At 49.8% G+C, this 26,234-nt stretch carries 27 protein-coding genes; 7 read left to right on the top strand and 20 right to left on the bottom strand.

Annotation, left to right across the window (positions count from 1 at the left end):
- The first annotated feature begins 21 nt into the window (after positions 1 to 21).
- Genes edd through G441_RS0103990 form a run of 3 tightly spaced genes read left to right on the top strand, consistent with a single transcriptional unit; the run spans position 22 to position 3,456 of the window.
- On the top strand, positions 22 to 1,851 hold the full coding sequence (edd, locus tag G441_RS0104000) for a phosphogluconate dehydratase (protein WP_026375160.1): 1,830 nt from the start codon (positions 22 to 24) through the stop codon (positions 1,849 to 1,851).
- The gene (locus tag G441_RS0103995; RefSeq protein WP_026375159.1) at positions 1,848 to 2,801 is read left to right on the top strand and encodes a glucokinase; all 954 of its coding nucleotides are present in this window, start codon (positions 1,848 to 1,850) and stop codon (positions 2,799 to 2,801) included. The genes edd and G441_RS0103995 overlap by 4 nt, the downstream gene beginning before the upstream one ends.
- Positions 2,802 to 2,805: 4 nt before the next feature.
- Entirely contained in the window at positions 2,806 to 3,456 is a 651-nt protein-coding gene (locus tag G441_RS0103990) for a bifunctional 4-hydroxy-2-oxoglutarate aldolase/2-dehydro-3-deoxy-phosphogluconate aldolase (protein WP_026375158.1), read from the top strand.
- A 1-nt stretch (position 3,457) separates the two neighbouring features.
- Here the strand turns inward: G441_RS0103990 and ansA are convergent, their stop codons facing one another.
- A complete protein-coding gene (gene ansA / locus G441_RS0103985) occupies positions 3,458 to 4,465 on the bottom strand; it encodes an asparaginase (RefSeq protein WP_026375157.1) in 1,008 nt (335 codons plus the stop codon).
- Between the two features lie 186 nt (positions 4,466 to 4,651).
- On the opposite strand from ansA, the gene G441_RS0103980 reads away from it, so the two are divergent.
- Both G441_RS0103980 and G441_RS0103975 read left to right on the top strand, forming a co-directional pair.
- Positions 4,652 to 6,493, top strand: a complete 1,842-nt coding sequence (locus G441_RS0103980; RefSeq protein ID WP_026375156.1) for a DUF885 domain-containing protein — start codon at positions 4,652 to 4,654, stop codon at positions 6,491 to 6,493.
- 37 nt (positions 6,494 to 6,530) lie between these two features.
- Complete coding sequence (locus G441_RS0103975; RefSeq protein ID WP_026375155.1) at positions 6,531 to 7,319, top strand: TIGR00266 family protein; 789 nt, start codon at positions 6,531 to 6,533, stop codon at positions 7,317 to 7,319.
- 102 nt (positions 7,320 to 7,421) lie between these two features.
- Here G441_RS0103975 and G441_RS0103970 read toward each other — a convergent pair whose 3' ends face one another.
- Together G441_RS0103970 and G441_RS0103965 are read right to left on the bottom strand one after the other, a co-directional pair.
- Positions 7,422 to 7,682, bottom strand: a complete 261-nt coding sequence (locus tag G441_RS0103970; RefSeq protein WP_026375154.1) for a helix-turn-helix transcriptional regulator — start codon at positions 7,680 to 7,682, stop codon at positions 7,422 to 7,424.
- Positions 7,682 to 7,966 (bottom strand): type II toxin-antitoxin system RelE/ParE family toxin, encoded by a 285-nt coding sequence (locus G441_RS0103965; protein WP_026375153.1) that lies wholly within the window; start codon positions 7,964 to 7,966, stop codon positions 7,682 to 7,684. The genes G441_RS0103970 and G441_RS0103965 overlap by 1 nt, the downstream gene beginning before the upstream one ends.
- Before the next feature lie 251 nt (positions 7,967 to 8,217).
- On the opposite strand from G441_RS0103965, the gene G441_RS0103960 reads away from it, so the two are divergent.
- Entirely contained in the window at positions 8,218 to 9,168 is a 951-nt protein-coding gene (locus G441_RS0103960) for an AEC family transporter (protein WP_026375152.1), read from the top strand.
- On the opposite strand, the gene G441_RS17830 is transcribed toward G441_RS0103960, so the two are convergent.
- The 15 genes from G441_RS17830 to leuS all read right to left on the bottom strand — a co-directional run bounded on the left by G441_RS17830 (position 9,143) and on the right by leuS (position 23,952).
- Positions 9,143 to 10,018, bottom strand: coding sequence for a peptidylprolyl isomerase (locus G441_RS17830; RefSeq protein WP_240485072.1), 876 nt, complete (start codon positions 10,016 to 10,018; stop codon positions 9,143 to 9,145). The genes G441_RS0103960 and G441_RS17830 overlap by 26 nt on opposite strands.
- 49 nt (positions 10,019 to 10,067) lie before the next feature.
- Positions 10,068 to 11,030 (bottom strand): lipoyl synthase, encoded by a 963-nt coding sequence (lipA, locus tag G441_RS0103950; RefSeq protein ID WP_026375151.1) that lies wholly within the window; start codon positions 11,028 to 11,030, stop codon positions 10,068 to 10,070.
- Positions 11,023 to 11,706, bottom strand: a complete 684-nt coding sequence (gene lipB / locus G441_RS0103945) for a lipoyl(octanoyl) transferase LipB (protein ID WP_051275307.1) — start codon at positions 11,704 to 11,706, stop codon at positions 11,023 to 11,025. The genes lipA and lipB overlap by 8 nt, the downstream gene beginning before the upstream one ends.
- Positions 11,706 to 11,969 (bottom strand): DUF493 family protein YbeD, encoded by a 264-nt coding sequence (gene ybeD / locus G441_RS0103940; RefSeq protein ID WP_026375149.1) that lies wholly within the window; start codon positions 11,967 to 11,969, stop codon positions 11,706 to 11,708. The genes lipB and ybeD overlap by 1 nt, the downstream gene beginning before the upstream one ends.
- A gap of 74 nt (positions 11,970 to 12,043) precedes the next feature.
- Complete coding sequence (locus G441_RS0103935; RefSeq protein WP_026375148.1) at positions 12,044 to 13,213, bottom strand: serine hydrolase; 1,170 nt, start codon at positions 13,211 to 13,213, stop codon at positions 12,044 to 12,046.
- A gap of 160 nt (positions 13,214 to 13,373) precedes the next feature.
- Positions 13,374 to 14,198, bottom strand: a complete 825-nt coding sequence (locus G441_RS0103930) for a septal ring lytic transglycosylase RlpA family protein (protein WP_026375147.1) — start codon at positions 14,196 to 14,198, stop codon at positions 13,374 to 13,376.
- A gap of 2 nt (positions 14,199 to 14,200) precedes the next feature.
- Positions 14,201 to 15,175: a lytic murein transglycosylase B gene (gene mltB, locus G441_RS0103925; RefSeq protein ID WP_034474223.1), complete on the bottom strand. Its 975-nt coding sequence runs from the start codon at positions 15,173 to 15,175 to the stop codon at positions 14,201 to 14,203.
- 45 nt (positions 15,176 to 15,220) lie between these two features.
- Positions 15,221 to 16,339 carry a rod shape-determining protein RodA gene (gene rodA / locus G441_RS0103920; RefSeq protein ID WP_026375145.1) on the bottom strand — a complete coding sequence of 373 codons (1,119 nt, stop codon included), beginning with the start codon at positions 16,337 to 16,339 and terminating at the stop codon, positions 15,221 to 15,223.
- Positions 16,336 to 18,246 carry a penicillin-binding protein 2 gene (gene mrdA / locus G441_RS0103915; protein WP_026375144.1) on the bottom strand — a complete coding sequence of 637 codons (1,911 nt, stop codon included), beginning with the start codon at positions 18,244 to 18,246 and terminating at the stop codon, positions 16,336 to 16,338. The genes rodA and mrdA overlap by 4 nt, the downstream gene beginning before the upstream one ends.
- A 2-nt stretch (positions 18,247 to 18,248) precedes the next feature.
- Positions 18,249 to 18,719 (bottom strand): 23S rRNA (pseudouridine(1915)-N(3))-methyltransferase RlmH, encoded by a 471-nt coding sequence (gene rlmH / locus G441_RS0103910; protein WP_026375143.1) that lies wholly within the window; start codon positions 18,717 to 18,719, stop codon positions 18,249 to 18,251.
- Positions 18,720 to 18,732: 13 nt separating this feature from the next.
- Positions 18,733 to 19,050 carry a ribosome silencing factor gene (rsfS, locus tag G441_RS0103905; protein WP_026375142.1) on the bottom strand — a complete coding sequence of 106 codons (318 nt, stop codon included), beginning with the start codon at positions 19,048 to 19,050 and terminating at the stop codon, positions 18,733 to 18,735.
- Between the two features lie 70 nt (positions 19,051 to 19,120).
- Positions 19,121 to 19,771, bottom strand: a complete 651-nt coding sequence (gene nadD, locus G441_RS0103900) for a nicotinate-nucleotide adenylyltransferase (protein WP_034474220.1) — start codon at positions 19,769 to 19,771, stop codon at positions 19,121 to 19,123.
- 8 nt (positions 19,772 to 19,779) lie between these two features.
- Positions 19,780 to 20,802 (bottom strand): DNA polymerase III subunit delta, encoded by a 1,023-nt coding sequence (gene holA, locus G441_RS0103895; RefSeq protein ID WP_026375140.1) that lies wholly within the window; start codon positions 20,800 to 20,802, stop codon positions 19,780 to 19,782.
- Positions 20,803 to 20,810: 8 nt separating this feature from the next.
- Positions 20,811 to 21,308 (bottom strand): LPS-assembly lipoprotein LptE, encoded by a 498-nt coding sequence (locus G441_RS0103890; RefSeq protein WP_240485079.1) that lies wholly within the window; start codon positions 21,306 to 21,308, stop codon positions 20,811 to 20,813.
- A gap of 31 nt (positions 21,309 to 21,339) precedes the next feature.
- Positions 21,340 to 23,952: a leucine--tRNA ligase gene (gene leuS, locus G441_RS0103885; RefSeq protein WP_026375138.1), complete on the bottom strand. Its 2,613-nt coding sequence runs from the start codon at positions 23,950 to 23,952 to the stop codon at positions 21,340 to 21,342.
- A 216-nt stretch (positions 23,953 to 24,168) separates the two neighbouring features.
- Between leuS and G441_RS0103880 the strand changes: the two genes are divergently transcribed.
- Entirely contained in the window at positions 24,169 to 24,657 is a 489-nt protein-coding gene (locus tag G441_RS0103880) for a zinc ribbon-containing protein (protein WP_156896254.1), read from the top strand.
- A gap of 30 nt (positions 24,658 to 24,687) precedes the next feature.
- Here G441_RS0103880 and G441_RS0103875 read toward each other — a convergent pair whose 3' ends face one another.
- Together G441_RS0103875 and G441_RS0103870 are read right to left on the bottom strand one after the other, a co-directional pair.
- The gene (locus G441_RS0103875; protein WP_026375136.1) at positions 24,688 to 25,530 is read right to left on the bottom strand and encodes a hypothetical protein; all 843 of its coding nucleotides are present in this window, start codon (positions 25,528 to 25,530) and stop codon (positions 24,688 to 24,690) included.
- 313 nt (positions 25,531 to 25,843) lie between these two features.
- A complete protein-coding gene (locus G441_RS0103870) occupies positions 25,844 to 26,206 on the bottom strand; it encodes a hypothetical protein (protein ID WP_026375135.1) in 363 nt (120 codons plus the stop codon).
- Positions 26,207 to 26,234 lie beyond the last annotated feature (28 nt).

Genomic DNA, 26,234 nt, shown 5'->3' with positions numbered 1-26,234 from the left:
GGGCCCGCCAAGGAGACTAATATGAATTCCCTTCTTCAGGACGTAACCGACCGGATCATAGAGCGTAGCCAGGCGACGCGCGCCGAATACTTACAAAAAATTGACAAAGCCCGCCGCCAGGGACCGCATCGTGGCGCGCTTTCATGTGGTAATCTGGCCCATGGTTTTGCTGCTTGTAATAAGGCAGAAAAGTCAGATTTGCGCAGCATGGTCAAAGCCAATGTTGCCATTGTGTCGGCGTACAATGACATGCTGTCGGCACATCAGCCCTATGAAACCTATCCTGCCATTATTAAGCAAGCGGTGTCTGAAGTAGGCAGCGTTGCGCAGTTTGCCGGTGGTACACCGGCTATGTGCGATGGCGTGACACAAGGTAACGCCGGGATGGATCTCAGCCTGATGAGCCGTGACGTTATCGCTATGTCAGCGGCAGTGGCGCTGTCTCATAACATGTTTGATGCAGCATTGATGCTGGGTATTTGCGATAAAATCGTGCCCGGACAGCTGATTGGTTCACTCAGTTTCGGTCATCTACCTACCGTATTTGTACCAGCGGGCCCCATGCCATCTGGTTTGCCGAATAAAGAAAAAGCACGTGTCAGACAAGCCTTTGCCGAGGGCAAAGTGGGTCGCGAGGAACTTCTCGAGGCAGAGTCCCAGTCTTATCATTCGGCGGGAACCTGTACCTTCTACGGCACGGCAAACAGTAATCAGCTCGTGGTTGAAATGATGGGCTTGCATCTTCCAGGCTCGTCTTTCGTCAATCCGGGTACGCCGCTGCGTGACGCGCTAACGAGAGCTGCAGCTGTGCAGGCTACACGTTTGACCGATTTAGGCGATAACTATATGCCAATTGGTCATATTGTCGATGCGAAAGCCATCGTCAATGGCCTGGTTGGACTGCTGGCAACAGGTGGCAGCACCAATCACACCATGCACCTTGTTGCCGTTGCGCGTGCAGCGGGTTACATCATCAACTGGGATGACTTCGCGGATATTTCCCGTGCAGTGCCTCTGATGACCCGCATCTATCCGAATGGCTCTGCAGATATCAATCACTTTACCGCAGCAGGCGGCATGTCGTTGTTGTTCAAACAGCTTCTGGATGCCGGATTATTGCATAACGATGTCAACACCATCTGCGGTAAAGGGTTAGAGCGTTATATGCTAGAGCCCAAGCTTATTGACGGTGAATTGCAGTGGGTGGACGGCCCTCAGGAAAGTCTGGACAAAGAGGTGCTGGCAGATGTTGAAAAGCCGTTTAAACCTGACGGAGGACTGTCGGTACTGTCTGGTAATCTTGGTCGAGCAGTGATCAAAACCTCAGCGCTGCGCACTCCGCATTGTCACATGAAAGCGCCGGCTGTTGTGTTTGAGGACCAGTTCGAGCTGGATGCCGCATTTAAATCCGGTGAATTAAATAAAGACTGTATTGTAGTCGTGCGTTTTCAGGGCCCAACCGCTATTGGTATGCCAGAACTGCACCGCCTGACGCCACCGCTTGGTGTATTACAAGATCGTGGATACAAAGTCGCGCTTGTTACTGACGGGCGCATGTCGGGTGCATCCGGTAAGGTGCCGGCGGCTATCCACGTAACGCCAGAAGCCTATACAGGTGGCTTGCTCAATAAAGTGCAAAACGGCGATATCATTGAGTTGAATACCGAAACTGGCGCGTTGACATTGCATGTTCCAGAGCACGAGCTGGAAGCAAGAGAGGCGAAACAGGCCAGTCTTGATAATCATCATACCGGTATGGGCAGAGAAATGTTCACAGGCATGCGCAGCACGCTGACCGGCGCTGAAGAAGGAGCATGTTCTCTGTTCGCATCGCAGGAGCAAGAGGCATGAGCGTCAAGTTTGTCGCTGACGTAGGCGGCACCAATATTCGTCTGGCGCAGACTCAGGACGGCAAGCTCACGGATATCAAAAAGTATCTTTGTGCCGATTTTGACACCATCGCCGATGCGATACAGCACTACTTTGATGAGTTCACCGACCGCACATTTAGTGCCGGTTGTATTGCCATTGCCTGCCCGGTTACCTCGGATTGGGTCAAAATGACGAACCATACCTGGCAGTTTTCTACCCAGGAACTGACTCAGGTACTGGGCCTTGAGTATCTGGCAGTGATCAATGATTTCACCTCAGTAGCCTACTCATTAACTGTGCTAAACGACGAGCAGAAAGTGCAAATAGGCACAGGGGAAAGCAGTCCCGATGGCAACATTGCTGTGTTCGGGCCGGGCACGGGACTGGGTGTAGAACACCTCACCCAGGTTGAAAACGGTTGGAAGACGCTGGATGGGGAGGGCGGCCACGTCGATTTTGCTCCCGTGGATGATACCGACCTGATCATTTTTAAGTACATCCGCAATTTGCACGGTCGTGCATCTGCGGAAGAAGTGATGTCTGGCCGCGGACTTTTGCACATCTATCAGGCGCTGGCGGAGCATCGCGGTATTTCCCCCACCATTGATGAACCTGCTGAGGTGACGCTGAAAGCACTCAGCGGTGAATGTGAGGTGTGTGTCGATTCTCTGCATCAATTCTGTCGCATTATGGGCAGCTTTGCCGGCAATCTGGCACTCAATCTGGCGACCACTGGCGGCGTGTACATCGGTGGCGGTATTGCGCCGCGCTTTGTTGATTTTTTACAGAGCAGTGATTTCAGACAGCGTTTTGAGAGTAAAGGACGTTTTGAGCACTATGTGAAGCCGATCCCAACCTACATTATTACCGAGCCAGATCATGGCTTATTGGGCGCTGCTGCCTATCTAGAACAACACTACGCGAGTTAAGAAAATGAGTAAAAACTGGACAATTTCGAGTGAGACGGTTTTCAACCAGGGTCCTGTCATGCCAGTGCTGGTGATTAAGGACGTGGAGGTTGCCGTACCTCTGGCTAAAGCGCTCATGGCTGGTGGTATCAATGTTCTGGAAGTCACATTGCGCACTCCTGCCGCATTGGATGTCATTGCGCGTATCGCAAAAGAGGTCCCCGATGCCATGATTGGTGCCGGAACCGTAACCAATGCAGAGCAGCTTAAACAGGTTACCGACGCAGGCGCAAAGTTCGCTATCAGCCCAGGCATGACCACGGAACTCTTGGCCGCTGGTAGCGCCGGCAGCATCCCATTGATCCCGGGCATCTCGTCAACCTCAGAGCTGATGAAGGGGCTGGATGCCGGCTACACGCATTTTAAGTTTTTCCCGGCAGAGGCGTCAGGTGGTGTAAAAGCACTTAAATCTATTGCCGGACCATTCCCTAATGTAACCTTCTGTCCAACAGGCGGCATCGGCCCGGATAACTATCTGGATTATCATGCCATCCCCAGCGTACGCTGTGTGGGCGGGTCATGGCTGGCACCAGATGATGCGATTGAGCAACATGACTGGGCACGTATAACCCAACTTGCCAGACAAGCAGTGGATGGGGTGAAAGCAACGAACTAAGCTAGCTCATCTCACCACGCAAGTTAGTCACCATCTGCCGCTTGAGCTCTTTAAGCGGCAGGTTTTTACTGAGCAGATAGTGCAGCTTCGCCAGCGTCGCTTCAGGTGTCATATCACCGCCGGATAATATGCCGACTTCACGCAGCACGTGGCCGTTGGCGTAACCAGACATATTTACTCTGCCGCGGACGCACTGCGTGCAGTTAACCACCACAATATCGTTGTCCAGCGCATGTTTGAATTGGTCAAGAATGTCCTGGTTCTGTGGCGCATTGCCGACGCCGTAGCTAAGTAAAACCAGTGCCTTAACAGGTTGGCGAAGGGTGTTCCTTATCATGTCGGCGCTAATTCCCGGATACAGGCTGACCAGACCAACAGGCTGTGCGGTTATATTGCTGATGCGCAGCGGCTCGACAGTGGTTTCTTCGGTAACCTTACCGGCAATCAGTTCTATATCGATGCCTGCTTCAAGAAGAGGCGGGAAGTTAGGCGAATCAAAGGCGTCAAACCCATCAGCATCGACTTTACGACTGCGGTTTCCTCTGAACAGTTTGTTGTTAAAAAACAGCGCCACTTCAGCAATCGGATAGTTAGCGGCCAGATATAACGCATTAAGCATATTGATTTTGCCGTCTGAACGAAGCTCAGCGAGCGGTATCTGGGAGCCGGTCACTATCACCGGCTTGCAGAGGTTTTCCAGCATGAAAGAGAGCGCCGAGGCAGTATACGCCATGGTATCGGTGCCATGCAGGATAATGAAACCGTCGTAATCGTCGTAGTGCTGGCGAATATCGTCGGCGATTTTTTGCCAGTCTTCCGGTGTGATATCTGATGAATCAATCAGATTGTCATATTCTTTGACGACGAACTCTGGCATATCAGCGTGATGGAATTCAGGCATCGACGCCAGCGCACCGGAGAGAAAGCCTTTTACCGGTACATACCCATTTGCAGAAGGCTGCATGCCGATGGTGCCGCCGGTATTGGCAACGTAGATTTTTTTGCGCATAGGGTGACTTGTTATCGTTATGGTTATCCGCGTAAGTGTAACAGTTATCGGGCTTTTTGCGCACTTTGTGAAAGCACATGACACACTTGGTTACGCTTTGATAGGGTAATTTATACGCCGCACAGTTGACCATCAGACGCGTCAATCGCACACTAAATTTTTACTTATTTCAGTGCTTATCACATTATGAAACCACGCCATCTTTCAGCCGTTGCTGTTGCCATTGCGTCACTGTCACTCGGTGCAACTCAGCATGTTTATGCGAATGCGCCATCGGCCGCGCTTTCTTCTTCTGCGCAGTCGATGACCGCTGTTCAATCTGAATCACAAAAGCTGAATCAACTGCTAGAGCGATTTTTTGCTGATAGTCTGGCGCGCAGTCCGGTTTACGCCACCTTTGTGGGCGTGCATCAATATAACGATCAGTTTGGCGAGCCGCTCAGCGACCAGTGGCTGGCGGATGAACTGGCGTTTCAACAAGGTTATCTGGATGCCATTAAAGCAATAGATGGCACCCAGCTCACCGGACAGGACTGGCTCAGTTATGAAATTTTTAAACATGCCAGAGAGCAAGCCATTAAGGGATTTGAGTTCGAGAGCTATGTGATGCCAATCAGCCAGATGGGCGGTGCGCACAGCTGGTTCGCCATGCTGGGTTCAGGTTCATCGGCGCAACCTTTTAATAATGAGCAGGATTATCGCAACTTCATGCAGCGCGCAAAGGGCTTTGCCGACTACATGGATAGCACGATATGGGCAATGAAACGCGGGATTGAAAAAGGCATTGTGTTGCCCAGGCCAATTGTTGAAAAACTGTTGCCGCAGCTGAGTGCGCATATAGTTGATGATATTACGCAAAGCGTGTTTTACGGTCCGGTTGCTGCGCTTGACGAGAAGGATGGAATATCAGCAGATGCCAAGGCTGAGTTGAGCACTCAATATCAGGCAATGATCAAAGAAGTGATTATTCCGGCCTATCAACGTGTCCACAGTTTCGTGCAAGACGAGTATCTGGCAAAGGCGCGGGAAACGGTCGGCTTGTCTGCGCTACCCAATGGTCAGGCCCGCTATGCGCACCAGATTGATATTAATACCACGTTGCCGCTCAGTGCTGAGGAGATTCATGCATTTGGTCAACGTGAAGTGGCGCGGATCCTGAGCGAAATGCGAAGTGTGAAAGAAACGGTAGGCTTTGAGGGGGATTTGCCGGCATTTTTCGAATTTTTGCGTAATGACGACCAGTTTTATTTTGACAGTGAGCAGGCAGTTATTGATGCCTATACCGATATCAAACACAAAATAGATGCACGGGTGCCAACACTGTTTGAGGTATTTCCAAAAGCCGACTATGAGGTAAGGGCAGTAGAGGCTTACCGCGCAGCATCCGCAGCGGGTGCCAGTTACCAGCCACCGGCACCAGATGGCTCCCGTCCCGGTATTTTTTACATCAACACACACAATTTAAAAGCCCAGCCAAAGTTTTTGATGGAAACCCTGAGCGTGCATGAGGCGGCGCCCGGACACCATTTCCAGATCGCTATCCAGCAGGAAGTGGAAGGCCTGCCGGCATTCAGAAAGTTTGGTGGTTATACTGTATTTGCTGAAGGCTGGGCTCTGTATGCAGAATCGTTGGGTAAGGAAATGGGTCTGTTTACCGACCCTTACATGTGGTACGGCAGACTGGCCGATGAACAGCTTCGTGCCATGCGTCTTGTGGTTGATACCGGCTTACATGCAATGGGCTGGAGCCGTCAAAAAGCAATAGACTTTATGTTGGCAAATTCGTCGATGGCTGAGTCAGATGTTGTTGCTGAGGTCGAGCGCTATATTTCTATCCCCGGTCAGGCACTGGCCTATAAAACAGGTGAAAGGCATATAAAAATGCTGCGTAGCAAGGCTAAAAAGGCGCTGGGTGAAAAGTTTGATATCCGCAAATTTCACACGCAGATCCTGATTGACGGTGCCTTACCTATGCCAGTGCTAGAGGCGAAAATAGACAAGTGGATTGCTCAACAGCAGCAAGCATGAGCTATGCTTGGCAAACAGCAATAGAAGGAGAGAACAGATGCGCTGCCACGAAATAGACTATGAAATCATCGGCCATTCCATGCAGATGGTGGAAGTTGAACTAGACCCCGGTGAGACCGTTATCGCAGAAGCGGGTGCGATGAACTACATGCAGGACGATATCAGCTTCGAAGCGAAGATGGGCGATGGCTCTGACGTAAATGCCAGCTTTATGAGTAAGGTGTTTTCTGCCGGAAAGCGCATGATCAGCGGTGAGTCATTGTTTATGACGCACTTTACCAATCAAGGCATGCAGAAACGTCGGGTTGCCTTTGCTGCCCCATTTCCAGGCAGTATTGTGCCCGTTAACATGGCTCAGGTAGGCGAACAAATCACCTGTCAGAAAGATTCATTTCTGTGTGCTGCGCTCGGTACAAAAGTAGATATTGCCTTTAATCGGCGCTTTGGCAGCGGCTTTTTTGGTGGTGAAGGATTTATTCTGGAGCGCTTGCAAGGTGATGGTATGGCATTTTTACATGCCGGTGGCACCGTAATAGAGCGTGAGCTTAATGGCGAGACACTGCGCCTTGATACCGGTTGTGTGGTGGGTTTCACGGCGGGCATTGAATACGATATTGAAATGACCAAGGGGCTGCGCAGTATGTTCTTCGGTGGGGAGGGCCTGTTTCTCGCCACGCTCAGAGGTCATGGTAAAGTGTGGATCCAGAGCCTGCCATTCTCTCGTCTGGCAGATCGCGTTATTCAGCATGCCCCGAATATTGGTGGCAAGCGGCAGGGTGAAGGATCGGTCCTTGGCGGTATCGGAGATATGATAGGCGGCGATTAGCGCTGCCTAATCTTGCCAACCGAAACGCCCGCAGCTAAGTGCACTGCATGACGCCCCGTGTTAGTGTCACAAAAACCGAAGGGGAGTGTTTTATATCTCTCGTTAAGCTGCATGATCACTATTTACTTCCCAGCCCGGAAAAACAAGTACGGCTGGGTGGCATTTTAAAGCGCGAGCAAGAGCCTTTGCGCGCTCTACGCCCAAATTAACGCGGCCGTTTTCTATGGCTGATATCGTTGACTGTGGGATATCTGCCATTTTTGCTAAATCATTTTGACTTAGTTCTTGAAGCTCGCGCATGATGCGGACTGATTCGCCGCTAGAAATTGAGACTCGTGTTTTAGCTTTCTGAAAATCCATCATTATGATCTCCTGCGATAATCATGAGGAGTTACCTCTACCACTTGGACGTACATTTGTCCGTTTTCGACGGAGTAAATAACTCGATATTGCTGATTTAAACGAGAAGAGCGAAAACCTTTCCAATTTCCAGAAAGCGCTTCATCTCTGAAGCCTTTAATCAGTTGCAATCCAGAAGGACCTGATATCGCAACAACGTCCTTCCATTTTTCATAGCGCTTTTGAATTTCCAAAGGCGCTTTTGCAAGCTGCTTATCTAACCGTTTATGTTCGAATATCTCCCACATACTCAAAAGTATATATATCTAATATGGTATGTCAAACCCAAAGAATGACATGGATTTTGTAAGGATCGCTGTTCACCTGTAGATCATCTCTTTCAGGTAGGAGCAAGATAGAAAATCTGAAGCTTGGTTCCTTTTCCCAAAGAGGCTACCGCCTGCGCGGTGCGGCGGGGCGGATATTTCTCCGATGGTGACTATTCGGGATCGCTGACACAATTTATGCTATCTTTCGGGTTTTGCCGCAATACACCCACATGGCATCATTTCTTGAGCAACTGAGCTTTTCTTTTGGCGTGACCGGTCCGGTACTCGCGCTGTTGTTGATTGGCTACTTTCTGAAAAAAATCCGTTTTATCAACGACACGTTTGTCGAGGTCGGCACCAAACTGGTCTTTAATGTCACGTTGCCAGCATTGCTGTTTATCACTATAAGCCGGGTAGAGTTCTCGCAGGCGGCGAATTCGACCATGCTGATAGCCGGGTTGATTGCCACTGCAGTAATGCTACTGATTATGCTAGTGGCCGCGCTTGTCTTTATTAACACCGATGTTGAGCGTGGCGTAGTGATCCACGCAGGGTATCGCGCCAATATGGGGGTCATTGGTCTGGCGTTTTGTGTCAATGCCTATGGCGATAAAGGCTTAGCAATTGTCTCGCTGTATTTAGCCATCCTCACCATGCTGTATAACGTCATCGCAGTAGTATTGCTGAATCATTTTTTCCATGCTCAGCGCGCATTGTGGCCAAGCATCGTCGGTATTGTTAAAAATCCTTTGATCATCGGCATCATGCTTGCTCTGCCTGTCAGCTATTTTCAAATACCACTACCGCAGTTAGTCGTTCAGACTGGCCAGTACTTCGCTAACATGACCCTGCCATTAGCATTGCTATGCACAGGCGCAACGCTGAGTTTTGTGCGTTTGAAACTGGACCTGTCGGTGGCAGGTATTGCCGTAATAGGTAAGTGTATTGTGGCGCCAGTGGTTACTACGTTGATTGCCTACGGTCTCGGCCTGCGGGATGCACAACTTGGTGTAGTATTCCTGATGGCCGCCGCGCCTACTGCTGTGGCCAGCTATGTGATGGTGCGCAGTATGGGAGGCAATGCATCGCTGGCCGCCAATGCAGTGGCATTATCGACGCTGGTGTCTATTCCGCTGGTCAGTGCCGGTATCGTCATTATGCGTCAGGCTGCACTGATGTAGGTGCGACGACCTTCACTTGCGTCTGGTAGTAGCACAGATCAATAGGCCGATTGCCGTCGCCTTTAAAAACATAAAACGGATTATCGAGACTTCGCGCTGCCTGCAATCGGTTTTGTGTTTGCTCCGCGGTGCCGGTTGCTACCTGGATTGCGAACCGTTCAGTGAGCGGAATGTCATTTGCCAGTTTTGCCCACTCAATTTTACTTTGTAATGAAGGCTCGCTGATAACACCGCCCTGATCGCGTTTGCCTCGCTTGATACGCTGTAACGTATCCATGCCGTACAGCACCCGCCCAAATACACTCATGTTGCGGTCCAAATGTCGCGGCGCCTGGCCAATGACCACGTAGAAATCCGTTGTTGCCGTGTTCGCTTCGGTTGCTCGCGCCATGGCGACAACGCCGGGGCAGTGTAACAGCCACTCTTGCTTACTCTCAGGATCGCGACCAGCACTGAAACCATGCAAATACCCGGTTTCAGGTGCTAACAGGGCGGGGCGCTGCACACTGACAAAGGTTGATTGTTCTGAGGTGGCGCGGGTGAATTCAGGCTCAAGGGGAGAGCGGTGCTCGGTTTTTTTTGTGTTCGCCGCGTCCCCTGCCTGTACAACAAATCCATCAATGACCCGATAAAAAGGCAGGCCATCATAAAAGCCTTCTTTGATTAACTGGCGAAATCGCTGTGCATGGGCAGGGGCCATAAATGTTGCCAGCTCAATGATTACCAGCCCTTCCTCAGTATGCATATATACCGTGTCCTCAAGTGAGGGAACACGCCAGTCTGCGGCTCGAGTGTCAGTGGAGAGCAGCATTAGGCTGGCAAACATGGCCAAAATAAGAAAGTTGTGCATGGTGTATCCTTTAACTAGCAAAAGGCCCACACTGGGTGGGCCTCGTTGATTACTTTACTTGTTCGCCAGCGGCCTGTTTATCCGCATGGTAGCTGGAACGTACCATGGGACCGCATGCTGCATGCGTGAAACCGAGTTCACGGGCTGTCTCACCCAGCGCATCGAACTCATCCGGGTGTACATAGCGTTTCACCGGATAGTGATGACGGCTTGGCTGTAAATATTGTCCCAGTGTCAGCATATCCACATCGTGTTCACGCAGGTCTTTAAGCACCTCAACGATTTCCTCGTTTTCTTCGCCCATGCCCATCATCAAACCTGATTTGGTGGGGATGTCAGGGTGCTGCTGCTTAAATTTGCGCAGAAGATCCAGTGACCATTTGTAATTAGCGCCTGGTCGGCATTCACGATAGAGGCGTGGTATAGTTTCCAGGTTGTGGTTAAACACGTCCGGCACACCTTGCTTAAAAATTTCCAGTGCTCTGTCCATTCGGCCACGAAAATCAGGCACCAGTACTTCAATTTTGGTGCTCGGGCTATGTTCTCGAATCGCGTTAATACAATCGACAAAATGCTGTGCACCACCGTCTCTGAGGTCGTCTCTGTCTACCGAGGTGATGACCACATATTTGAGCTGCATTTCTGCAATGGTTCTGGCCAGCTTCTCGGGCTCTTCGGCACTGGGTGGCAGCGGCTTACCATGCGCGACATCACAGAACGGGCAACGACGGGTACAGATATCCCCGAGGATCATAAAAGTCGCAGTGCCATGATTAAAACATTCGGCCAGATTCGGGCAACTGGCTTCTTCACAGACGGAATGCAGTTTATTCTTACGCAGCGTCTGTTTAATATGGTCGATGCGATCGGTGGTACGCGGTAACTTGATTTTTATCCATTCAGGCTTGCGCAGCATTTCCGACTTATCAGTCGGAATGATGGTGACCGGAATATGTTTAACTTTTTGATCATCGCGCAGTTTCTGGCCTGCTTCGGCACGTGTTTTAGTCATCAAAACCTGCTCTGAATTGTTTGAGTTGTATACCAAGGTGTCGGCATAAGTGATCACTTAGCGGTTTGCCAACGTTGTCCAGGTTGTCTGGCCCGTTCAGACGCGCGCAATCTATCATTTCCAGTCCCGCATAGCCACACGGGTTGATGCGCTGAAACGGGGCCAAATCCATATTGACGTTTAATGCCAGTCCATGAAAGCTGCAACCGCGGCGGATCCGCAGTCCTACAGAACAAATTTTTTGTTCATTAACATAGACGCCTGGCGCATCAGCTTTCGGGTAGGCGGCAATGTTGTAGTCGGCTAAAAGGTCGACTACAGATTGCTCTAATGCTGTGACCAGGGCCCGTACGCCCAGTTTGCGACGCTTCATATTGAGCAAGATATACAGGGTCTGCTGGCCAGGCCCATGATAGGTAACTTGTCCGCCTCGATCGACCTGAACAACAGGAATGTCGCCTGGCGCGAGGATATGCTCTGCCTTGCCTGCTTGCCCCTGAGTAAATACCGGTTCATGCTCAACCAGCCATATTTCATCCTGGGTAGATTCATCGCGCTGATCAGTAAAGTCACGCATTGCATTGAACACCGGCAGATAGGGCTGTCTGCCTAACTGTCGTATGATCAGCGTGTCTGTATCACATTCAACTTGTGGCACTGCGTTAGAGACTGTCATCAAAGAACAACACGCACCAATTCAAGCTTGGACAGTTCGGTGTACACTGTTTCCATGTGCTCTTTGCTGGTGACGCGAACGCTGACTGACACAGAGTGATAGTTGCCTTTGCTGCTGGGTTTTACCGTGGGCGCGTAGTCTCCCGGTGCCAATTGCTGTAGGCAGCCAATCACATCCGCAGGCAGTTTTTCATGCGCGACACCCATGACCTTAAAGGTCTGCATACAGGGGAAATCGAGCAACTCATCAAATTTTGTATCCAGTCCCATGACGCTCTCTACTTTCGATGCACACATTACAAGCGTGTGCATGGTTAACGGTTATGTAGCGGTGGGGATTAGCCTTCCCAACCGATACTCAGCTTAATTTTATCAATCATTCTGTCCATGAAACTGCCTTCGTTGACTTCCTGCAGTGCAACAAGGGGATATTCAGCGACGTCTTCGCCGTCTAGTTGCAGATATAGTTTGCCAACCACCTCACCTTTGGCTAATGGCGCTTCGAGTTTTTTATCAAGCTCGAAATTGGCTTCCAGGTTATCTACCTGTCCACGAGGCAAGGTTATGGGGGTATCTTGCGTAATTCCAAGGTCTACGGTGTCTCTGTCACCCATGTAAATGCGATGAGCAACAAAACTGGTGCCAGCCGTATACGGTGTGACTGTTTCATAGAAGCGGAATCCATAGCGCAGCAGTTTACGGTTCTCAATTTTGCGAGCCTGCTCGCTCTCTGTGCCCATCACTACTGAAATCAGACGCATGTCACCCTGCGTCGCCGATGTAATTAAGCTATAACCGGCCTCTGACGTATGACCGGTTTTGATGCCGTCAACGTTGAGGCTCTGATCCCACAACAGGCTGTTGCGGTTGTATTGTTTGATGCCGTTGTACTCAAACTCTTTTCCAGAATACACCGCATATTGCTCTGGCACGTCGCGGATGATTGCCTGTGAAAGAATGGCCATATCCCGCGGCGTGGTGTATTGGTCGGCGTCGTCCAGCCCATGCGCATTGGCAAAATGCGTACTTGTCATGCCCAGTTTTGCCGCATAAGCATTCATCATAGAAACAAAGGCATCTTCGCTGCCAGCAATGTGTTCTGCCATTGCGACACAGGCGTCATTGCCAGATTGGATCATGATCCCTTTATTCAAATCTTCCACCGAGACCTGCGTACCGACTTCAATAAACATCTTTGATGATTCCGGGAACTTGGCAGCCCAGGCGTTCTCAGAAATATTCACCATGTCAGTCAGTGCGATATTACCGGCCTTGATTTCGGAACCGATGATATAGCTTGTCATGATTTTGGTAAGGCTTGCGGGTGCCAGACGTATATCCATATTTTCACTGGCAATGATATGGCCGGTATGGAAGTCCATCAGGACGAAACCCTTGGCATCCACCTGCGGAGCAGGGGGGATCACTACAGCTGCTCTGGCAAGCGATGAAAGTGATAAAAGCAGGATGCCGATTAGCGCAATATAATGTGTTCTGGTTCTGAGCATGAACTTACCGTTGTTAATTGAGTTTTTGTGACAAATTCCGGGCGCGTACTATAGCAAAATTCCACACCGAATTGGCGTATTAGATACCGCTATTACGCAAAATATCCGAGAAACACTCATGTGAGGTCCTGACGATACGACCATCTTTTCTGGTAAAAGTTTACGGCGCCGAGTAGACCGTGTAAGCAGATGGAAATCCGCTGCCCCTCAGATCCTGTAACAATGCTTCTGCATGTACGTTGTTTTTAATGGGACCAAGGCGCAGTTTGTGAATATTATCCTCGTGAGGAAGCTGATAGTCGACGTCATAGAGGCTGGCGAGCCCTTGAGCAAGTTGTTCAAGGCGCGTGCGATCTGATAGAGCCGCGACCTGAATGAACAATGCGTCGCTTTGCTGGGCTATCAAAGGTGCTGGTTCAGGTTGTTCAATTGGCTCAATAACAGGTTGGTTACCTACGGTCATGGTGCCCTGTTCATCAATGTGGATCACGTCCAACTTAATGCGTGCGGTACCGGTTGGTAAAAAGCCAAGTTTCTTGGCAGCCGCATAGGATAAATCAATTTCACGGTTTGCATGGAACGGGCCGCGGTCATTGATGCGTACCACCACCTGCTTACCGTTATCAAGGTTTGTAACACGGGCAAAAGACGGCAGCGGCAGGGTCTTATGCGCCGCTGTCATTGAAAACATATCGTATATCTCGCCGTTTGAGGTCAGGTGACCATGGAATTTTTGGCCGTACCAGGAAGCAATGCCTTCTGCCGTATAGCCTTTACCGGTTTTTAACGGGGTATAACGCTTACCGAAAACCTCGTAAGGCTTGAGATTCTGTGGTGCATAGGGTTCGTAGGCAGGCTCAGCATCTTTGGCATTGATTTCGCCATAGTGCCAATCCGGCGCAGAGTCAGTATGCTGGCTATAGCGACCGCTGTTCTGGCAGCCGGCCAGGGCAGCAAGGAGTAAACATAACACCAGGTGTCGCATGCTTAACCCTCCCGCATATCCCGAATGCGCTGACTCAACTGATAAACCGCCATGGCATACAATGGGCTGTGATTATAGCGGGTAATAACGTAAAAATTCGGCAGGCCAACCCAGTATTCGGCTCCCTCGGCAAGCTCAAATTCGAGTAATTTTGCCTTGCTATCTGAAGCAACCGTTACCGATTCGTCATGCAGCGTCACACCACTTTGCTGCAAATCCTGCCAGCGGCGGGTAAATTTAAGGTCTTTATTAATCAATTTCTCAGACTTGTCAGTAACCCTGGCAGGGTAGGCGACAGGCTGACCGGCTTGCCAACCATGGGCTTTGAAATAATTAGCCACAGAGCCAATTGCATCGACGGGATTGTTGAGTAAATCCCGCACGCCGTCACCATCGAAATCAATCGCATAATGACGGTAGCTGGATGAAATGAATTGTCCCCATCCCATCGCGCCTGCGTAAGAGCCTTTAAGTTCCTGTGTAGGCAGCTGTTCTTCTCGCAGCAACAAGAAAAACTGTTCCAGCTCACTGCGGAAAAATTTGGCGCGGGGCGGGTAGTAAAAGCCTAGCGTATACAATGCGTCGAGCACGGAATACTTGCCTTTATAGGTGCCGTAGAATGTTTCAACGCCGATGATAGCGGTGACGATAGCGGGGTCAACGCCAAGTTCTTTTTCAGCTCTGTTGAGAATGTCTTCATGTTGCTGCCAGAATTCGACGCCTTTTTTAATGCGCTTTTCGGTCAGGAATATGGGGTAGTACTGATACCAGGGCTTGGCTTCCCAGGGTCTGGCAATGGCTTCGAGAATGGTGTCGGATTTTGACGCCGTGGCCAGCGTTTGTTCGATATAGGATGGGTCAAACTGGTGCTTGGACACCATCATTTCTATAAAGGCCTGCCGGTCTTGCTGATTAGCCGGCACGGCACAACTCATCACAGCACTTGCCAAGGCAAGCACCACTTTCAGCGCACTCATATTGTCCCCCAGTTAGCGTCGTATTTTTATTATTGATCGCTACTCTTATTCTCGAACCAGTAAGCGTTTCTGCGTACTTATCGCCATCAGAATGCCAAATCCTGCCATTAATGTCACCATTGATGTACCACCATAGCTGACCAGAGGCAGTGGTACACCAACAACGGGCAGGATCCCGGACACCATGCCCATATTCACAAACACGTAAACAAAAAATGTCAGGGTCAGGCTGCCCGCCAATAGCTTGCTGAATGCATCCTGTGCACGCACGGCGATAAGCATGCCACGCACAATAATGTAAATATAGATAGCCAGCAGTGCGAGTACGCCTAGCAAACCAAATTCTTCACTGAAGACAGAAAAAATAAAATCGGTGTGGCGTTCGGGTAAAAATTCCAGCTGTGACTGGGTGCCCTGTAACCAGCCTTTACCCTCCCAACCACCAGAGCCGATCGCAATTTTCGACTGAATGATGTGGTAACCGGCGCCCAAAGGATCACTTTCCGGGTCCATGAAGGTCAGTACCCTCTGCTTCTGATAGTCCTGCATCAGGAAGAACCACATAATAGGGGCGAAGGCACTGGCGAGACCACCAACAATGGTGATCAATTTCCAGCTCATGCCGGCTAGAAACAGCGCAAATAGCCCGGAACTGGCAATCAGTAGCGATGTGCCAAGGTCCGGCTGTTTGGCAATCAGCAATGTGGGTGTGAGCACCATAATAAAGCCGATGGTGATGTGTTGTATGCGCGGTGGCAGGTTCTCTTTACTGATGTACCAGGCTACCAGCATCGGCACGGCAAGTTTCATGATTTCCGATGGCTGAAAGCGTATGACGCCCAAATCAAGCCAACGCTGTGCACCTTTTCCCACGACACCCACAATCAATACCGCTACCAGCATCGCCAGGCCAGCCAGATAGAAATAGATAGCGACACGGCGATAGGCGCCAACAGGCACCTGAGCAAGGGCAAACATGACCACCAACGCTACTCCCAGCCGGATGAACTGACGTTGCACCAATTCAACGTCCTGACCACCGGCTGAATAAATGGTAACCAAGCCAACGCCCATCAATACGATGAGACCCAGCAATAACCAACCGTCTATATGAAGGTGTTGCAGCCAGGTCTGTTTATTGGTTTCCAATTTGGTACGGATCATTGCGATTCGTTATCCTCTGCGGCATCTTGCGGATTTAGTACGAGTGAATCAAAAGTGCGATCGCGGAAATGAAAATCCATTATCTGTCTGGCGACAGGCGCGGCATTTGAACTGCCACCACCAGCGTTTTCGAGCGCGACGGCGACGACGATTTCCGGTGCGTCGATAGGCGCATAGCCGATATACATGGCATTGTCCCTGAGGTGTTTGGCGACGTTTTCCTCTTCGTACTCTTCATCCTGGCCGATACTGAACAATTGCGCCGTACCGGTTTTACCACCGGAGATATAATGTGCGCCGCTGAACGCGCTTCGCGCCGTACCATGTTCACGATTTACGGTGCCATAAAGTGAATCCAGCACAATATCCCAGTTTTCTTCATTCTTAACCGGAATAGGGCGAAGCTCTTTAACAGGCTGCAACTGCACTTCATCGTCTACCAGGTTACCTCGAATGATCTGCGGTACGTAGCGGCTGCCTTTATTGACAAGAGCCATTAACGAGTCTGCCAATTGCAACGGCGTTGCTGTCCAGTAACTCTGACCAATTCCGACAGAAATGGTGTCACCGATGTACCAGGGTTCGTTATGGCGAGCACGCTTCCAGCCGCGGCTTGGCATATTGGCATCTGATTCTTCGTACAGGTCGATACCGGTGTAGTCACCAAAACCAAACTGTTGCATCGCATCACTGATGCGGTCGATACCAAGTCGGTAGGCTAAATCGTAAAAGAAAATGTCGCACGATACTTCCACCGACTTCACTACATCAACCTGACCGTGACCGTACTTTTTCCAATCGCGCCATACGTGACTGACATTTTTTAACTGGTATCTTCCACGGTCAAACAATGTGGTTTCACTGTCTATGATGCCTTCTTCAAGCCCAACCAATGCCAGATGAGGTTTAATGGTCGAGGCAGGCGGATACTGCCCCTGCGTCGCGCGATTAATAAGAGGGCGATCGGGCGAATTTAGCAGGGCTGAATAGTCTTTCGAGCTGATACCGTGTACGAACAGGTTGGGGTCATAACTGGGATTGGAATACAGAGCCATCACGCCGCCGGTGCGGGGGTCGAGTGCAACGACCGAGCCCCGTCTACCTTCCAGCGCTTTACGGGCTTCCATTTGCAGATCGATATCGATATTAAGCACGATATCCTGCCCCGGCGTTGGCGGATCAAAATCAAGCACGCGGATGATTCTGCCCTGACTATTCACTTCCACCTGTTGGTAGCCGACTTCACCATGCAGCAAATCCTCGTGATAGCGTTCCACGCCTTGTTTGCCAATATCATGGGTAGCGGCATAGTTATCTTCCTGACCGGCTTCCCGAAGTTTCTGAAGATCCTTTTTGTTTATTCTCGCCACGTAGCCCAACACGTGGGTCAGGGCATCAGCATAAGGATAAAAGCGGGTTAAGCGGGCTTCGATGCTGACACCGGGAAAACGGTGCTGCTGGGCAGCAAACCTGGCTACGTCCTGCTCACTTAATCTACTGCGCAGCGCAACAGGTTTAAAACGGCGAACACGCTTTAAGCTCTGTTCAAAGTCTTTAATTTCATCGTCGCTGATATCTAACATAGCAGACAATTCTGCGACCACGCCGTCGATATCTTCAACCTGCTCGGGAACAATCTCAAGGCTATATACGGGACGGTTTTCAGCTAACAGGCGCCCCTTTCTGTCGTAAATCAAGCCGCGATTTGGTGCCACGGGTAACACTTTAATGCGGTTGCCGTTGGAGCGGGTTTGATAGTCCTGAAATTTTTTAATCTGTAGCACGTACAAATTGCTGACCAGTACGCTCAACATTACACCAACGATGAGTAGCGCGACCACGGTCCGTCTGGCAAATAAATTTGCTTCGGCAGTGTGATCCTTGATCGTCATTCGTTTAGCGGGCATGGCTACTCACGATGGTAAGGATGGTTATTATTGATAGACCAGGCGCGGTACAAGCTTTCGGCGACGATAACACGCACCATTGGGTGGGGCAACGTCAACGGCGACAGTGACCAGCGCTGCTCTGCAGCTTGCTGACAGGCATCAGCCAGACCCTCCGGACCACCAATTATCAAACTGACATTGCGGCCATCAAGTTGCCAGGATGACAACTGTTTGGCAAGTTGTGGCGTATTCCAGGGCTTGCCTTCGACTTCCAGCGTTACGATGCGATTACCTTTGGGTATGGCCTTAAGACAGAGTTCGCCCTCTTTTTGCAGAATACGCTGGATGTCGGCGTTTTTACCGCGCTTGCCGGCTGCAACCTCAGTTAATTGCAGCGACATATCAGCAGGGAAGCGGCGTTGGTATTCTGCAAAACCGTGCTGCACCCAATCGGGCATGCGTGTGCCTACGGCAACCAATTGAATATGCATAATGTCGAGGAGCCTAGCCCCAGAGCTTTTCCAATTGGTAAAAATCCCGGGTTTCATCTTGCATAACGTGCACGACGATATCACCGAGATCCACCAGCACCCACTCACCGGCGTCTTTGCCTTCCACACTAAGCGGTGCATGACCTGCATGCTTTGCCTCTGTTACCAGATTATCTGCCAGTGAAATAACATGGCGTTTGGAGTTTCCTGAACACACCAGCATGGTGTCGGTGATGGTCGATTTGGCAGACACATCGAGATCAATGATATCCCGCCCCTTCAAATCTTCTAACTTGTCGATGACAAACTGTTTCAATTGTTCGTGGTTCAATGTTGCTCCTGAATGGCCCATGTTTTGTAAGGTTGCAGCCTTTATAGAATGTCGGCAAGTGTACCAGAATTCACGGGCGATATAACCTGTGTTCATTAATGTAAGCATGGACGTTATCGGGCATCATGCCATGCAAATTTTGCTGCTTCTCGAGGCGCTGGCGTATCTCTGTTGACGACACGTGATAGGGCGCCACAGAGGCGAAAAATAGGCAGCCACACTTGTCGCGATGAAGTTGCGCTGGGGCTTCGGTAAGGCGCTGCTCAAGTAGACGTTGGATGTTAGTGTTGTAGTCAGGCTGCCAGCCAGGCCTGGCACAGACCACAATATGCGACAGCTTGGGAATATCCTGCCAGCGATGCCAGGAATCGAAGTGTAGCAGCGAGTCCAGCCCCATAAAGAAACATATGGGAGTATCTGGCATGTCATTGCGTAATTGTTCAAGCGTATCCACTGTGTATGATTTGCCCGCGCGCTTCAGTTCAATATCACTGACCTCAAACCCGTTAAAATGTTCCGCAGCCAGTCTCACCATGGTCAGGCGCGTGGCGGCACTGGTTTCCGGTTTCGCTTTGTGCGGTGGTATCTGACACGGTACTACCATGATACGTTTGATGCCGACCTGCCGCGCGGCGTCCTGAACCGGACAAAAATGTCCATAGTGTGGCGGGTTAAATGTGCCGCCAAAAACGCCAATAGGAGGGAGAGCTAATTGTTTCATCCTACAGTTCAGGCTAATGCAATGTCATCCAACTGCACTGGGATAAATAGCAAACAGCAGTGGCATAATTCAATAAACGGCCTGGCAGGGGGCTGACTTTTTAATTGTGAGTCGAGTACTTGTAGCTTTTTAAGCATGCTTTGCAAGTGAGTCATAGATAAACGACGTAGCGCTGCTTGAACGATAGGCTGGCGGTTCTTCCAAATCCGATGACGCATCCAGTTAACATTATTGCCCTTTTGCATCTCCAGTTTAATCTCATACAACGTTTGCCACTCGCGCAGCAACGCCCAGCTGATAATCGTTGGCTCCAGACCTTCACTTTCCAGTCGGCATAGCATCTTAACGGCTTTTTGTGCATCGCCAGACAACAGCACATCGATAAGCTGAAACACATTAAATCGGGATTGATCAACCAGGGCATGCTGTACGGCTTCAACATCAGCTGGCTTGTCAGCAAACAGCAGCGCTAATTTTTCAATTTCCTGGCTGGCAGCCAGCATGTTGCCTTCGCAAAAGTCGGCAAGAAGCTTACATACTGCCTGATCGACATTCAGCCCGGCGGTTCTGCAGCGCTGCGCTATCCACTGTTGTAATTGGTTGCCTTCCAGCGGGTAACAGGGCACAAATACGCCCTGTTTGTCGAGTGACTTAAACCATTTGGTGCTTTGCACATCTTTACCCGCCCGTGTGCCATGCACGATAAGCAAGGTATCTGGATTGGTGTTACTGGCAAACTCAGTTAAGGTTTTCGCACCCTCAGTGCCGGGTTTAGCACTGGGCAATTCCAACTCGATAAGCTGTCGAGCACTGAACAATGACAGCGTCTGTGTCGCTTCAGTTAAGCTGTGCCACTGAAATTCCTTATCCGCAACCAAAGACTGGCGTTCATCAAAGCCTTGCTGTCTTGCCGCATCACGTACCCGCTGGATGGCTTCGAGTTTCTGCTGTGGCTCATCACCAAAAATCAGGTACACCGGTTTCAGTCCGGCATGCAGTGATTCTTCGAGGCGATTGGGATAAACCTGCATGAGCCTGCCTAATTAAACGTTATTTGAGACTGGTATTGTGACGACAGTAAACGGATCATTCTGTCAGCCGCCTCATTACGCATTTCAGTCAATACCAAATCCAACTCACGGCTTTTTGCCAGTACTTCGTCTGGATCGTCCTGATACTCTCGCAAGACTTCAATGCGTGATGCAATGGCTTCCTGATCGGCAAACTGTACTGTATAAGGTATGCTGAAAATTAGCTCGTACTCCGCAACCTGGCCGGTGGCGAAGACGGAAAGCAGTCGTCTCTCAAGTTCTTCCGGCTGCAGGTAAATCGTCACAGTCCGGGGATCTTGCTGTGCTTGTGTTTGTGTCACATTTTGCAGTTGATAGACGCTTAAACGCTGTTCCAGTGCACGCTGCATTGGCATGTGGGCAAATTGACTGGCGATGTAAACCTGATTGATTGATTCAGGCAGTTGTTGGGTACCACGCAGCCGGAACCCGCAGGCACTGACCGAAACAATCAGTGCCACGACCATCATCCATCTTAGCAAAGGTAAAGCATGCACCTTAATTGGCCACAATATTGACGAGCTTGCCTGGCACGTAAATAACTTTGCGTACGGTTTTGCCCTCGGTGAACTGCTGTACGTTTTCCTGCGCCAGTGAGGCTTGCTCGACGCTTTCTTGAGACGCATCTGCCGCCACAGTAATCTTTGCGCGTACTTTACCGTTGACTTGCACCACTACCAGCTTCTCATCTTCGACCATGGCCGCCGGATCCGCAGTCGGCCAGTCTTCCTGTTCAACATCGGTTTGGTGACCCAACTGTTGCCACAATACATGGCAGATATGAGGAGTGATAGGGTTAAGCAGCCTGACTACGGCCTCGACGGCCTCGCGCATCACTGCGTGATCCTGGGCATCCTGTTGCGATGCCTTCTGCATATGGTTAAGCAGCTCCATTACCGCCGCTACCGCAGTATTGAAGGTTTGCCTGCGTCCAATATCATCGGTCACTTTAGCGATAGTTTTATGTACTTCACGACGTAAGGCTTTCTGTTCGCTATTTAACTCTGCCGGATTAAGCGTGGCAACGTCACCCTGTTCGATATGCTCTTGCACCAGTTTCCACACCCGTTTAAGGAAACGGTGTGCGCCTTCTACGCCACTGTCTATCCATTCCAGCGTCTGCTCTGGTGGTGCAGCAAACATGGTAAACAGGCGAATAGTATCGGCGCCATAAACGTCAATGACGGACTGAGGGTCAATGCCGTTATTTTTCGACTTCGACATTTTCGTCATGCCGCCATGTTCAACGGGCTGACCATCTGCACGCAGAGTCGCTTTGGTGATCCTGCCTTTGTCGTCTTTTTCGACGTCTACATCGGATGGCGAATACCAGGTTTGTTTGCCTGACGCATCCACGCGATAGTAAGAATCAGCCAGTACCATGCCCTGACATAACAGTCTTTTGTACGGTTCATCCGACTCGACCAAGCCTTCATCGCGTAGCAGTTTATGGAAGAAACGAGAGTACAGCAGGTGCAGGATCGCATGTTCGATACCACCGATGTACTGATCTACTGGTAGCCAGTAATTAGCCTGTGCCGGATCCAGCATCGCGTCCTGCGGCGCAGAGGCGTAACGGGCGTAATACCAGGAAGATTCCATAAAGGTATCAAACGTATCTGTCTCGCGCTGGGCTGGCATGCCGTTGATGTGTTCTTTTGCCCACTCTGGATCAGCTTTGATGGGGGAGGTCACACCGTCCATTTCCACATCTTCAGGCAATATCACTGGCAGTTTATCGGCGGGCACGGGAATTGAATCGCCATTTTCCAAATTCAGCATCGGGATAGGGGTACCCCAGTAACGCTGACGGCTCACACCCCAATCGCGCAGGCGGAAATTCACTTTACGCTTGCCTTTGCCTTTATTTTCAAGCTCTGCGGCAATGCCATTAAACGCCTGCTCGAAGTTGAGCCCGTTAAAGCTGCCGGAGTTAACGGTGACGCCTTTCTCGGTGTACGCCGCTCGCGTCAGATCGCATGACTCTTGCGCGTCCTCTCCCGGTTCAATCACCTGTACGATAGGCAGGTTATACTTTGTGGCAAATTCCCAATCTCGCTGATCATGGCCAGGTACCGCCATGACCGCACCTGAGCCGTAATCCATTAACACAAAATTAGCGACCCAGATAGGCACCTGATTGCCGGTTAGCGGATGCACCGCATACAATCCAGTTGCACACCCCTTTTTCTCCATGGTGGCAAGATCAGCTTCTGCTACTTTGCTATTTTTGATGTCCTCAATAAATGCAGCAAGTTCAGGGTTTGATTGGGCGGCAAACTGCGCAATAGGATGCTGTGCGGCGACCGCAACATAGGTCACACCAAACAGCGTATCAGGACGGGTAGTATAGACTTCGAAATCATTGATAGGTTGTTCGTCCACAACAATGGATTCAGCCATATCAAACTGAATTTCGACGCCTTCGGAGCGACCAATCCAATTCTTTTGCATGGCACGAACCTGCTCTGGCCATTCATCCATTTGTTCCAAATCGTCAAGCAGCTCCTGCGCGTAGTCGGTGATCTTTATAAACCACTGTGGGATTTCTTTTTGCTCGACGACTGCACCTGAACGCCAACCCCGTCCGTCAATCACCTGCTCGTTAGCCAACACGGTCTGGTCGACCGGATCCCAATTTACTGTGGCATTTTTTTTATACACCAGACCCTTTTCATACAGACGGGTGAAAAACCATTGCTCCCAACGGTAATAATCTTGCTTGCACGTGGTCAGTTCACGATCCCAGTCGTAGCCAAAGCCCAGGGATTTTAACTGACCCTTCATATACTCGATGTTGGCGTAGGTCCATTTTGCTGGCGCGGTTTTATTGTTAATCGCAGCGTTTTCGGCCGGCAAGCCGAACGCATCCCATCCCATCGGTTGTAATACGTTTTTACCCTGCATGCGCTGAAAGCGGCTAATGACGTCGCCAATGGTATAGTTGCGCACATGGCCCATGTGCAGTCGGCCGCTCGGGTAAGGGAACATAGACAGGCAGTAAAATTTCTCTTTACTCGCGTCTTCCGTCACCTTAAAAGATTTGTTCTGTTCCCAGTGTTGCTGAACGTCTTTCTCTATCTGTTGGGGATGATACTGATTGTCGGCCATGTAACTGTGCAATTCCGCGTATGAAATTTGATGATAAAAAATGAGCGCGTAGGATACCCCAGGGCACCGTCGCGGAACAATAGCGGCCGCGCACAAAGGCGCGGATAGTCACAATTTATCTGTGATTGATATATCACAATAAAATGCCTGTACGGTATTACATCAAACATCGTGAGTGTGGTAGAACTAAATCAAACTCACCAGGGCAGTAAAACCATGGGTAAACAAAAAAGTCAGTATCAAACCGCACTGGAAAAGCTTAATGACTGGTTAGATGAAGCGGCGGAGCAAGACGCTATCACCGCCATGCAAATCGTTGAACAGGCGAAAGCCTATTTACACGCAGCCGAGGACTTGAGCAAAGAAGAACTCAATACGTTGGAGCGTTATTTAATGCGTGACTTCAGTGCCTTTGCCGATGCGTGGCATGAGCAAAGCCAACAGTCTTTATGGTGGCAAACAACCAAGCTGGAACTATGGCAACTGCTGGGCAAAATCTCCGATCGTAATCAACTCGAATGGTATGAAATGCAGCAGGATATTGCTCATCAGGGAACGTATCGAGAAGGTGAACTTGTCGCCGCTGGCGTGCTTGTGTGTCAGCAATGTGGGCATACCCACCCGGTCGACCATCTTCAACGCATTGTATCCTGCAGTCAATGCGGCTGTGCACGCTTTAACAGGCAGTCGAAGACGCCTCGGTAAGTCCCAAAGGCGTTTCATTTATTTTGTTTTTTACTTTCTCAATCTTGATACGGCAAGCAGTACAAAAACGAACAAGAGCAAAGTCGGCGGTGCAGGAACCGGCGCGACCGTGTCGCCATCGAATTGACTATTAGCGTTTGCGTAATAATCAGGTGTACTGTCACCATTTAAATCAAGAAAGTTATTGAAAATAAAGCTTGGATTAGATATGACATCAACTAACCTACCGCTTAGAACACCGTTCATAGAATTGGTGTCAAAGTAATCCTTAGCTAACCCTGCAACAGCATCCAACTCCATAGCAAGAGTGCCTTGTACTATCGTGCTTGATAAAAATGCGTTTGCAGTGACCTGCAATGATAACCAAAGCTGGCCATCCGACGCATTCGCAGGGTTCACAAACCCAGCATCGGTCGGCGTGAAGTCTGGTGTACTATCGACGTAAAAATTAAACCAGCCATTGGTAAATGTTGGCCCGCCAAGCGGTCCCCCATTTAGTGAATCAACAGCAAATCCGCCGAACGTATAGGTCAATTCGCAGGTCAAACATAAATCTCCACCTGCAACAGTGTTGATAGCAGCAGTTTTTCCATTTAGGCTGTTTACCTCACCCATACCTTGCAGTGTATCACCTAGCCCAAGTCCTGCAGGGTTAATCGTAGCCATCGAAAGTATTTCATTTGGTGTTGATGAGGCGGCGTTCGCTCCGTCCACAAGCCATTGATAAAAAAACGTATCCATTGTCATATCAGGAAGAGGGGCACCTTGATCTGTGTCCCATGCAACGCCAGCCACATTGACTAAAGTTGCGTGTGAAGAGGTCGTGAGTACCAGCACGGCTGTAGTAAGGAGACTTTTTAAAACCTTGTTCATTTCAAAATCCTTATTATTTCGGCAGAGTTGTTTGAGAAAATCTCAAAACTATGCATGCAATATGTGAACCGTAAAAGATTTTAGCGCTAACTTTATAATAAATATGGAATTAATTTTTATTGGTTATTGACACTTTTTTCAATTGTAAAAAATGTTGACAGTTTTTGAGCGAAATTCGAAAGGCTTGCTAAAACGCGCTGACTAGTAAATCAGCCAGTGCGAGTCCGGTAATTAGTAAAGTACACAGCAATATGGATTGCAGATGTAGGCGCCATGCTGTGAATGAGACGTCGAACTTCATGCTGAAATTACATCACGCCGCAAACAACGCAGGTGAGGCCAGCTGTAGATCCAATTCCCGCTGAATCTTCTTGCATGCGGTGACGTACTTTTTATCTCGTTGATAATAAACCTGCTCAACAATATGGCCGTTCACTATCAGAAATGCCGCAAGTCTGGCGTGTCTGTCGGGCAGGAAAAAGCGAATAAGCGTGGCATCATCATGGGGAGTCAGCGATTTCACTTTGTTATACATGCAGTAGGGTAGGTTCAAAGAAGCACTATCAGCCTGTTCTTTTGATAGCTTAGTCACTGCTTTGAATGGATTATTACCATTTAAGGATAACCCGTACTTTGCGACAAGTTTGTCAATGACATTAAGACCGGATTGAAACATGGTGCACCTTAATACTGTTTATATATAC

Origin of the sequence: Aestuariibacter salexigens DSM 15300 (assembly GCF_000429145.1) — a bacterium.
Classification (GTDB): domain Bacteria; phylum Pseudomonadota; class Gammaproteobacteria; order Enterobacterales; family Alteromonadaceae; genus Aestuariibacter; species Aestuariibacter salexigens.
The sequence above is the reverse complement of the archived record's forward strand: the minus strand, read 5'-3'. Positions and strand labels throughout refer to the sequence as shown.